The sequence below is a fragment of the Rosenbergiella australiborealis genome (assembly GCF_018494035.1).
Taxonomy (GTDB): domain Bacteria; phylum Pseudomonadota; class Gammaproteobacteria; order Enterobacterales; family Enterobacteriaceae; genus Rosenbergiella; species Rosenbergiella australiborealis.
In genome coordinates, this window is the sequence record NZ_JABBFO010000024.1 from 1 (window position 1) to 9,257 (window position 9,257).

Sequence of the window (9,257 nt, forward strand, 5' to 3'; positions counted from 1 at the left end):
ACGGGCTGCCTATAATTATATGATAGGGCAGGATCAAAAAGGCTTAATCACTGTCTTCCCGAAACCGGATAGAGAACCGACAGACGGTAAGTTGATTAATCCGGATCATAGCGACCAGCAAGGGATAGTTAATACGGGTAACAATCAGCCATTAGCGTCAAGTCCAACACATACAGGTAATAGTGATGATTTAGTAAGTACGGGTGGAACAAGTACAGTAACGCCGCTTCCGGATGGGCCAAGTAAGGATGAATTGGCTTATTTGGCTTTAAAAGGAAAAGAAGCACAGGAGGCTGCTGGAAAGTTAGGCTTCGATAAACGGATACCTGCACCAAAAGTACCATTTAACTCACACGGTCAATCAGCATTCTTTAACGGAAAAGTATATATTACTCCTGATATCGATAGCCATAATGTTACTAATGGTTGGAAAATGTTTGATCGTAAAGGCACACGATTGGGTACTTATGACAGTAATCTAAATAGAATTAAGGACTAACTAATGTTTGGTATTTTTCCTATCGATGGGCTTGTTGAGATAAATGATGAGTTAGTATTACCATGCTCAATAATAGTCGGAGGTTTTGTTGAGACACTTCATATTCCTGTGTCTTACTGGTCGTTTGAGGATTATAAAACGAGCTGGATGAAGTCGCTAGAGTATGGAATTGAAAAAAATAAATATTCAGCTTTAGCTGTTACAATGTATGAACCTGAACTTACTAATTTTATCTTCACTTGGGTGCTATATTTCTGTGGTGATATCGTTTATGTACAAAATAAAATTCTATTTTTGGATGAATATCCTGGGTTTAATCCGGGTAATATAAATAATTTCATAAGTTCCCGGGAAATTTATAGTGAAGAAGGTGTGAAAATATCCGAATGGAAAACTGACCTGAAAAGTGTTGTGGCTTTTTATAATAGTTTAAAAGGCTGTTGAGAATAATTTCTTGAGTGACACATCTTCGGACAAACTCGATAAAGCTATAGAGAAAATAAAGCAAGGCAACACTTCGCTTGCGACGGTAAGCGAACTAATAATACTTGAAAATGCCGATGTCCGTAGTGATGCGCTAGTCTCCAAATTTACCAAAGATCCTTCTCAGATGAACAGAACAGAACGCGCTGAGTTAGCGGGTTATCTAAGAGTTTATGCAGCTGAAATGGAAAATGAATATGGTCGAGCTTTGTCACAGGAATTAGTGAAAGGGTTACTTTCAGGCCAGGATTATATAAAACGTAATCCTGACTCAGAGGTGATGGCTAAAGCGCAAAGTATTATGAATACCTGGGGTTATCATAAATCCAATGCCAGCATTGGTGATGCGCCGCTAAGATTTGGAAGCAGCGTGCTGGGTACCACGATAAAAGAAGGGATGGCGCTGAATGCAGCTATTGGTGTGGGCGTGAATGCAGGTGTTCAGCTTAGCGGAAAAGATCCGTTCAGCTATGTGGATGCGATTATGGCGGGAATAACGTCTGCGGCGACAACCGGAAAAGGCATTAGTGCATCAGCCGGTATCAATATGGGTGGTGCGGCGATTGGAAGTGCAATTAACGGAGAAAATCCGATTAATTCTATAGCTGGAGCTGGGGTAGGTACTGTTGCCGGTGGTATCGGTGGTGAAATAATCAAAGGAGCTGCTTCAAAATTTGGGAAAGATACTGTCACTGATTTAACAGGTGCGATTAGTAGTAGTTATCTCAGTGAAAAATCCGGAAATTTTGTAAAAGATAATTTGGATGATAAGGGAAAAAATAATAATGAAAAGTAATTTTTTCCTATTAATTAAATTGATATTCATGTGCCTTATTTTATTTCTATTTTTCGATGCTATATCAGTGCTACTTTCATCCTTAATTATTTATTTAAAAAGGGGTTTTTTTCCATTCAGTTGGGAAAGGGTTTTTACATCTTTCTTTACGTCTGGATATGTGGGCGGTCTTATTTTAGGTATTGGCCTCTGGATAAAAATCTGGTTACAAGAAAGGAAAAATAAAAAGTCATCATCTGAGTAAACTTTTGCTCCCAGCTGTTAGCGGCTGGGATTGTTGCTGAGAATAATTGGCTGAGCCTGCCATCGGGAATAGCGGACTATGATCAGTCAGCCTATTCATTAGCAATGTCTATGGCTCAGCAAGGCGCAACCCCAGATGAAATCAATACGGCGCTAAGTCAGCATGTGAAGGGAATTTGCCCGAGGGAGCGAATATCACGAAAGCCATTGTGGAAGGTTATACAGATGGCTTAATGATAGGAGGCGCAATCTACTTAGGCCCGGCGGCCTCGATAGGGAAAGTTGTGGGGGGAGCAGTCATCGCGGAAATCGCTAACGGTTCTTATCAGTGGTTTGATATAAACAGTGAAAAAAATCAAAGCCAGCCGGAAAACCAGCAAAAGACCTGGGATTACTGGGGAAGTACTTCTGCTGCTGTAACCGGGGCGTTGGCTCCGGGTCGTAGTATCTGGCAGAACGCAGGAATCGCGGTAGGTGGAACGCTATTTACTGATGGCCCTGATAGAGGTGCTCTAATTGGTACAGGAGCTGGCTGGGCATTTGGTAGTGCGGCTGGAGTGATCTCACCACCTGTATTCAAACCAGTTTTAGGCTCAAGTACTGGTTTTGTAAGTGATGTTATTGGTGCGGTTGGTAGTGAATTTATTAGCAATAAAGTTAAGGATAAAATGAATAAAAAGGATATTAATGATGCTAACAAATAAAAAAACAAGAATATAACATTGATGCTTTTATTTTTAAGTGTTGTTTATCTTTTTATTTGTTGTTTGATTTTTTTCTTTTTATCCAGTGTAGTTATCGATTTTATTTTTGATGGTAGGGTAAATCTTAGCAGAGAAGTAATTATAGATATTATTGTTGTAAGCGCTATCGGAGGTACTGCGGGAGGGCTGGGTTCATGGATTTTTGCCAAAATAGACGAACGTGAAACCAGCAAATCTCCGCCATCCGATCGTGAGTAAACCCAACATTAATTTTTTATATGATACTGAGGACGATTGTTGTTGAGAATAATGCGCTGGCTAATGTCTTGGCAGCGGCGGAAGCGAATAAGAAAGGGATAATAGAGAACTACCTTAAGGCGCAAAAAGCCGTCTGTGAAGGAAATCAGGCAGCTTGTACGCAGATGGTCAAAGATGTTGCGGGAACGGGGCTAGATTTTATCCCTATTGTGGGTGACATTAAAGGTTTTGTAGAAGCTCAGACAGCGATAGACTATTTAGCCGCGGCTGTGGGTATTATTCCCGGTGCAGGCGATGTAGCAGGTAAAGCGATTAAAGCAGCAGAAGCGGCGTTGAAAAAAGGGGATGTGGCCGAGGCATCGAGGCTGATTAATAAGGCTAGCACAGAGATCTCCGCAAAAACGCCTATTGGCTCAAAAGGCAATCCGCTAAATGTAATAGACGGTCAGAATAAACCATCAATGATAGGAAATCGTGATTACACCAAGCATTCATTGGATCGTATGCAGAAGCAAGGCATAACGCCTACTACTGTGGAAAAATGATTTCCATGAATATGGGTTCGTATTAGAGCAAATATATGCTGTTGCTTTATTCAGAAATGAATCTATTTCTTCAGATGATCCTGACTTACTTGATGCTCTGAGACATCTGAATGAGCTATTAAGTAAATAACTCTGAAATCCCGCCCTTTACCCGGCGGGATTTTTTTACCAGTAGTTCAGTCAGTTATTAGCCGAATCACCAGCTGGCCATGCTCAACCGCTACGGTAACTGGTGTATCTGTGGTAAAGCCAGCCTCTTCCAGCCAGTTGCCCTTCAGGCTGATGCTGGGGTAGCGGCTGTACCATGTTGCGGTGACATCGGTGCGGCTTTCATGACGGATGCTGATATATCCGACCTTCAGTTGCCGTAACGCTTTGGAAATACTCCTTTCTGGCTTAGTGTTGGGTTGTTCGTGCACGGCAGAGCGCCGCGTCCCTGCGGCGATCTGCCTTCATCGGGTGCCGTGCAGCGCGGGGTAAATGGCCGTGCAGCGGCATGGGCCACGCACAATATGGCCGTTCAGGCCTGGCCGCAGCCCGGCCATTCAACATAATGTGCGGGTATTATGCGACGCAGATGCTGGAGAACGGCGCAGATCTGCGATGGATCCAGGCGATGCTGGGGCACCGTAGCGTTGAATCCACGCAAATCTATACGCAGGTGAGTATCCGAGCGTTGCAGGCGGTGCATACGAGTACGCATCCGGCGGAGCAGGAAAATGGTCTGCCAGAAGAAAAACAGCTGGACGGAGTGTAATGCACTATGTAATGCTATATGCGTTACAGGAAGAGTATGATGGAGAAAATATTATGGCTACAGTCAATATCCGCCTTGATGATGACCTGAAAAAAGAAGCCTATGCCGTTCTGGACAGACTCAGCGTCTCACCTTCTGAAGCTGTCAGGTTGTTGTTCCAGTATATCGCTGAGAATGAAAGGCTACCGGTTAAAGCAGTCACGGTGAGCGATACAGAGAACGAACTAATAAAAACAGTCCGGGAGCGCCTTGCAAACCCACAGAAAGGGATCAGGGTAAGTCTGGATGAGTTATGAACTGGTCTTTGACCCGAGAGCACTGAAAGAGTGGAAAAAGCTGGGAGCAACCATCCGAGAGCAGTTCAAAAAGAAGTTGGCAGAGGTGCTTGAGCATCCTCGGGTAGAAGCAGCAAAACTGAGGGAGTCTGACAGACTGCTACAAAATTAAGCTGCGTTCATCCGGTTACAGACTAATTTACCAGGTTCAGGAAGAAAAAATCATCGTCTTCGTTGTGGCGATAGGCAAAAGGGAAAAATCAGCCGCTTACGAGGATGCGGCAAAGCGTCTCTGACGACTGTGCCGCCGGACAGCCCGTAAGCCCTCTGTAAGTTGAGTGGTCCCGTGCCCGACAGAGCGAGGCGTCCTTGCCGCGCTCTGCCTTCATCGGGTGCCGTGCAGCGCGGGGTAAATGGCCGTGCAGCGGCACGGGCCACGCACAATATGGCCGTTCAGGCGTGGCCGCAGCCCGGCCATTCAACATAATGTGCGGGTATTATGCGACGCAGATGCTGGAGAACGGCGCAGATCTGCGATGGATCCAGGCGATGCTGGGGCACCGTAGCGTTGAATCCACGCAAATCTATACGCAGGTGAGTATCCGAGCGTTGCAGGCGGTGCATGGGAGTACGCATCCGGCGGAGTGTATAAAAAACGAACATGACAGAAGTGCTGATAATGAGTATGATTAAATCCTACTTAGTACAATGGAGGGACGGGCGATGAGAACAACACAGCAGATGAGTATTACACTACCGAATGAAATGGCAGCACAGATAAAAGCTCGTGTTGCAAGCGGTGAATATGCATCAGAAAGTGAAGTGATCCGTGATGGAATACGTGCGCTGGCAGCACGTGATCGGGCTATGGAACAGTGGTTACGGGATGAAGTTGTGCCGGCATACGCAGCACTCAAAGCCGATCCTGAGCGTGGCATAAGCAGTACGCAGCTTAGGGAAAAACTGGCAGATGAACACAGGAAATCCACTAAAGGATGAAGAACTATCAGGTGGTCTTCGCACCGGAAGCTGAAGAGCAACTGCTTACCCTTTATCGTTATATCGCTAAAGTCGCCAGCGCACTGACCGCTCAAACTTATACGGGAGAGATTATCAGTTACTGTGAAAGTCTGAGTCTGTTCCCGGAAAGGGGAAATCTACGCGACGATCTTTTACCTGGGCTACGGGTGACGAACTGGCGGAAGAGAACGGTGATCGCCTTCGTAGTGGAAGATAATCAGGTTAATATCCTAGGTATCTGGCATGGCGGGCAGCAATACGAAACCGAATTTACCGGGGAGTAAAGTCCCATCAAAAAGCTCGCTAAATTAGCCGGCCCTCTGTAAGTTGAGTGGTCCCGTGCCCGGCAGAGCGCGGCATCCTTGCCGCGCTCTGCCTTCATCCCGTTCCGTGTGCGCGGGGGTAAATGGCCGCCCAGCGGCACGGGCAGCGTACAACATGCCAGTCAGGTGTGACCGCTGTTCGGCCATTCAACATAATGTGCGGGTATTTCGCGCACCACCAAAACGCTCTAGGAACGATTCTGGGGCGTAATCCATGAAATCCCACATCTTACCCCCTAAAAACCGCTCAAAATTGCTTAGGTGAATTCTGACACGATGAATTGTTATGCACCCAAGTGAGTAAGGGATGATTTGAGATAGAAAGTGACAGATCACCCATAAAAAATACAGATAACCCACTCAAAAAAGAAATAATACTCACAAGATAAATAAAAAAATAACCTCCCACTCTTTACCCCCTAAGACCAATTAAGAAGTGAAAAAATTTAATTAAGGTTGGCGCTCAAAAAACAACCAGAAATAAAATGCGAACAAATAACGCGCAATCTGAAGATTACTGATTTCCAAAAATCACTGGCTAATGAACCTATAAGGATCCTATAGGTTCATGCCCGAACATACTCAATATTACCTATAGGTTTTCCTATATGATTCCTATAGTTTTCTTGTAGGTTTCCTATAGGTTTTTTTGGCCTGTTATTTAGGATGTAATTTGAAAAAAGCACCTAAGCAATTGTCCTTGCTAGGTTTTTCCGAAGGAAGCAACCTTGCGTAGGGTGTGTGTTTTTATCCTCCGAATAAGCGGGATCTTCCGACCTTTAAATAATCATTTAGATATGATTACCGGCACCGTAATTAACGGTTTAAGAAAGAAAGGTATTAAGGCCGATTAATTTAATATCGGGTCAAGGTTCGCCGCAGGCGAGCGCGAAGCGACTCGACCTTGATGCGGGATTAAATTAGATAAGCTGGCATGGGTGATGGCTTCGCATAGCGAAACCATCACCTAGAAGACGAAGTTTTGCTCTAGCTCTGCCAAAGCAAGTGCCAGACAAGGAGCTATTTACGCCAAAATACCCAACGGGATCTGAATTTTGTTGCAGCTGTCGTTTCTTGAGGGGGGATTTCTAATTGTTGCTTATGCTCGATCAAAAGCATTGCATGTTTCAAGCTGTCGATATGCGACTGCTGCGAAGATACCAACGTTTTCAGGTGTTCAATCTCCTGTTTTAATCGGTCATTTTCATGTTCACGACCTGTAACATCACCTGTTACACATTGTTCATTAACCTGATCAATTGGCTGTCCAACCGTACTGAGTTTAAGATCGGGAAATACCCTAACAAGCTCAGATATATCAATCATTTTGGCGTTACGTTCACCTGTACTAACAGAAAGTTCACCTGTCTTTATTAACCTGTGCAGAGTTGTTCTGCTTTTTCCCGCAAGCCTCGCAGCCTCACTAATCGAAACTTTAGCCAAAATCATACTCCTTCAGAATCAGGAAAAGCCGTCAGGAGTCGTCGATAGAGTACCTCAGCATCCTCATGAAGCTTTTCACAAAGGTCAGTCTCATTATCGCAGTCCAGCTCATTGGGGTTTCGTCCAAAAACAGGACTGGCTCTTTATCACGGGGTCACTCTTGGTGCCAGTGTTTACAGTATTTTCGGTCTTGTACGAAAACCGGGAGCATGGAGATTATTCAGATGGATGCCGAGTGACTATTATCGCAAAGTTGAGACGATGAGCCGCCCCAAATTAACAATTAAGATTGTTGGTTACGGTGTGAAAGCAAAAGTGATTTTCGATCTTCTGACGACAGATAATGGTAATAATTAACACCTAGCAGATTTAATGTAACGCCATGATTTGTATGAAATAAATAAGGGCTGCATAAACGAAATAATAGTAATAGCGAAGACAATGGCCAGCCCGCCTGCGATTACTTTGATTGGGGAACTAAAAGTAACCAGTAATAGAAAAAAAACAATACATACACCAGTGACCCAGAGCCATGACCTGAATCGGCGAGCGAGATCATTTATAGCTTCCTCAAGAGTTCCGCCATAATTTTCCACGTTACTTTTTATTTTTTGAAGTTCATCATGGCTAAATCCCGACTCCAGCAATGCTGTTTCACTTACTTTCATAGCAACCCACCTTCCATCCTTAAATGTAGATACCTTTCATCAGCAAGAATACACAAAAACCCATGGAAAAGCAGAAGCATCACAACATGGTACTTTGCACACTTGACCTTCAACCCCATTAAAAATCTACAAAGAAACTCGATTATTTACCATAATGCATCATTATGCGAAGCTCGCCGCCCGGCTGCATAGCTCTTCTTCGCCGCGCTCTGCGGCTCGTATCGCATAATACACATTATGTCTTGCGCCCCCGTGTTCGGCGCTGGGTGCGGCCGCCATCCCTGGCGGCTTGTTGCCCCTTCCTCGTGTTCAGCCAACAGCCATAAAGCAGTTCGGCCTTCGGCCTCGGCTTAAAGGCGTTATACCCGCCCGCTGCGTCTGTCTGCGGCGGGTCGCAGTCGTGCCTTTTTGCTCTTTCCCGTCTCGCCAGCCAACGCCCCCGCTCCAGTGTGGTGCGATCATGCACAACTCAACCCCCAGTTATGCAGCAATGCCACAGAGCGCCAAAGGGCGCTAGCGGGCTCTATGCCGCCCACGGGTTGCGGCTAAAAACGAGTCATGACAGGGACAGCAATGTTGTTAAAATACGCGGGTGCAGGCGTGATGCCAGGGTGGGGCGGTAGCGTGTCTGGGGCTGAAAAAGCGCGTCGGGGCAAAAAGAGTTGGTGGGGTAAACGCAGTAGGAAAAACGGGTTATAACTCACGGAAAACACAGGGAAAAATGGTGTAATCTGTTCGGGTGAACGTCGGAGTGAGTTGTTGTTGAGAATAATTATCTGAGTAGCACGGATATAACCACCGTCACCGAAAAGTACGCTAAGGCGATGACAGAAAAGGAGAAGGAGCAGCTTTGGACCGATCTTAAGAAACTGGATGTAGAGCAACAAGGGCAGGCTTTATCTACAGGAATATCGATAGCCGATCAGAAGCAAGTGCTGGCTGATCTTAAAACACTTGCAGTATCGCCAGACTGTAACACTCAGTGTCAGGAACTGGTGACTTATTCCATATCAGAGTTGGAGCCGGTAGCTAACAATACTCAGCTTCACGAAGACAACTTCAAGAAAGGGGTACTGGCAGCTGTTATTTCCGCGTTGACAATAGAGAAACCTATATCCAGTAATTCGCGGCTGCCTTCGTTGACAAAAGAGCAGCAGCAGCTAATCAGAAATGCTGAAACTATCACGACAGCTAAGGGTATACAAAATCCGTTCCCGCGAGATTTGAATGAGAAGGTTCTGTG

At 45.3% G+C, this 9,257-nt stretch carries 13 protein-coding genes and 5 pseudogenes; 14 read left to right on the forward strand and 4 right to left on the reverse strand.

Features of this window, described 5'->3' with window-relative positions:
* From HGT73_RS14340 to HGT73_RS14360, 6 genes and pseudogenes are all read left to right on the forward strand, one after another.
* The coding region (locus tag HGT73_RS14340; protein ID WP_214215940.1) for a toxin C-terminal domain-containing protein at positions 1 to 499 on the forward strand (499 nt) is incomplete at its 5' end.
* A gap of 3 nt (positions 500 to 502) precedes the next feature.
* Entirely contained in the window at positions 503 to 943 is a 441-nt protein-coding gene (locus tag HGT73_RS14345; RefSeq protein WP_214215941.1) for a hypothetical protein, read from the forward strand.
* Positions 939 to 1,778: pseudogene (locus HGT73_RS14350) on the forward strand (filamentous hemagglutinin N-terminal domain-containing protein); the annotation flags it as partial. The gene HGT73_RS14345 and the pseudogene HGT73_RS14350, both read left to right, overlap by 5 nt.
* A gap of 452 nt (positions 1,779 to 2,230) precedes the next feature.
* Positions 2,231 to 2,725: an adhesin gene (locus HGT73_RS14895; protein ID WP_244968589.1), complete on the forward strand. Its 495-nt coding sequence runs from the start codon at positions 2,231 to 2,233 to the stop codon at positions 2,723 to 2,725.
* A 21-nt stretch (positions 2,726 to 2,746) separates the two neighbouring features.
* Positions 2,747 to 2,983, forward strand: a complete 237-nt coding sequence (locus HGT73_RS14355; protein WP_241622803.1) for a hypothetical protein — start codon at positions 2,747 to 2,749, stop codon at positions 2,981 to 2,983.
* Positions 2,984 to 3,003: 20 nt separating this feature from the next.
* On the forward strand, positions 3,004 to 3,528 hold the full coding sequence (locus tag HGT73_RS14360; RefSeq protein ID WP_214215942.1) for a DUF4258 domain-containing protein: 525 nt from the start codon (positions 3,004 to 3,006) through the stop codon (positions 3,526 to 3,528).
* A gap of 176 nt (positions 3,529 to 3,704) precedes the next feature.
* Here the strand turns inward: HGT73_RS14360 and HGT73_RS14365 are convergent, their stop codons facing one another.
* The gene (locus tag HGT73_RS14365) at positions 3,705 to 3,947 is read right to left on the reverse strand and encodes a SymE family type I addiction module toxin (protein ID WP_214215943.1); all 243 of its coding nucleotides are present in this window, start codon (positions 3,945 to 3,947) and stop codon (positions 3,705 to 3,707) included.
* 149 nt (positions 3,948 to 4,096) lie between these two features.
* On the opposite strand from HGT73_RS14365, the pseudogene HGT73_RS14370 reads away from it, so the two are divergent.
* From HGT73_RS14370 to HGT73_RS14395, 6 genes and pseudogenes are all read left to right on the forward strand, one after another.
* Positions 4,097 to 4,285 (forward strand): annotated as a pseudogene (locus tag HGT73_RS14370) (tyrosine-type recombinase/integrase); the annotation flags it as partial.
* A gap of 53 nt (positions 4,286 to 4,338) precedes the next feature.
* Positions 4,339 to 4,581: a type II toxin-antitoxin system RelB/DinJ family antitoxin gene (locus tag HGT73_RS14375; protein WP_214215950.1), complete on the forward strand. Its 243-nt coding sequence runs from the start codon at positions 4,339 to 4,341 to the stop codon at positions 4,579 to 4,581.
* Positions 4,571 to 4,856: pseudogene (locus HGT73_RS14380) on the forward strand (type II toxin-antitoxin system RelE family toxin). The gene HGT73_RS14375 and the pseudogene HGT73_RS14380 overlap by 11 nt, the downstream one beginning before the upstream one ends.
* Positions 4,857 to 5,061: 205 nt before the next feature.
* Positions 5,062 to 5,253: pseudogene (locus tag HGT73_RS14385) on the forward strand (tyrosine-type recombinase/integrase); the annotation flags it as partial.
* Between the two features lie 30 nt (positions 5,254 to 5,283).
* Complete coding sequence (locus HGT73_RS14390; protein ID WP_214215944.1) at positions 5,284 to 5,559, forward strand: type II toxin-antitoxin system ParD family antitoxin; 276 nt, start codon at positions 5,284 to 5,286, stop codon at positions 5,557 to 5,559.
* Entirely contained in the window at positions 5,556 to 5,864 is a 309-nt protein-coding gene (locus tag HGT73_RS14395; protein ID WP_214215945.1) for a type II toxin-antitoxin system RelE/ParE family toxin, read from the forward strand. Before HGT73_RS14390 ends, HGT73_RS14395 begins: the two co-directional genes overlap by 4 nt.
* Before the next feature lie 1,059 nt (positions 5,865 to 6,923).
* Here HGT73_RS14395 and HGT73_RS14400 read toward each other — a convergent pair.
* Together HGT73_RS14400 and HGT73_RS14405 are read right to left on the reverse strand one after the other, a co-directional pair.
* Positions 6,924 to 7,352 (reverse strand): DNA-binding protein, encoded by a 429-nt coding sequence (locus tag HGT73_RS14400; RefSeq protein ID WP_407073170.1) that lies wholly within the window; start codon positions 7,350 to 7,352, stop codon positions 6,924 to 6,926.
* Positions 7,349 to 7,453, reverse strand: coding sequence for a Rop family plasmid primer RNA-binding protein (locus tag HGT73_RS14405; RefSeq protein ID WP_214215951.1), 105 nt, complete (start codon positions 7,451 to 7,453; stop codon positions 7,349 to 7,351). The genes HGT73_RS14400 and HGT73_RS14405 overlap by 4 nt, the downstream gene beginning before the upstream one ends.
* Before the next feature lie 4 nt (positions 7,454 to 7,457).
* Here HGT73_RS14405 and HGT73_RS14410 point away from each other — a divergent pair.
* Positions 7,458 to 7,703: pseudogene (locus HGT73_RS14410) on the forward strand (DUF4225 domain-containing protein); the annotation flags it as partial.
* Here the strand turns inward: HGT73_RS14410 and HGT73_RS14415 are convergent.
* Positions 7,700 to 8,014 carry a hypothetical protein gene (locus HGT73_RS14415; protein ID WP_214215947.1) on the reverse strand — a complete coding sequence of 105 codons (315 nt, stop codon included), beginning with the start codon at positions 8,012 to 8,014 and terminating at the stop codon, positions 7,700 to 7,702. The pseudogene HGT73_RS14410 and the gene HGT73_RS14415 sit on opposite strands and share 4 nt — an antisense overlap.
* Before the next feature lie 824 nt (positions 8,015 to 8,838).
* Here HGT73_RS14415 and HGT73_RS14420 point away from each other — a divergent pair.
* A partial coding sequence (locus HGT73_RS14420; RefSeq protein WP_214215948.1) for a hypothetical protein occupies positions 8,839 to 9,257 on the forward strand: 419 nt, incomplete at its 3' end.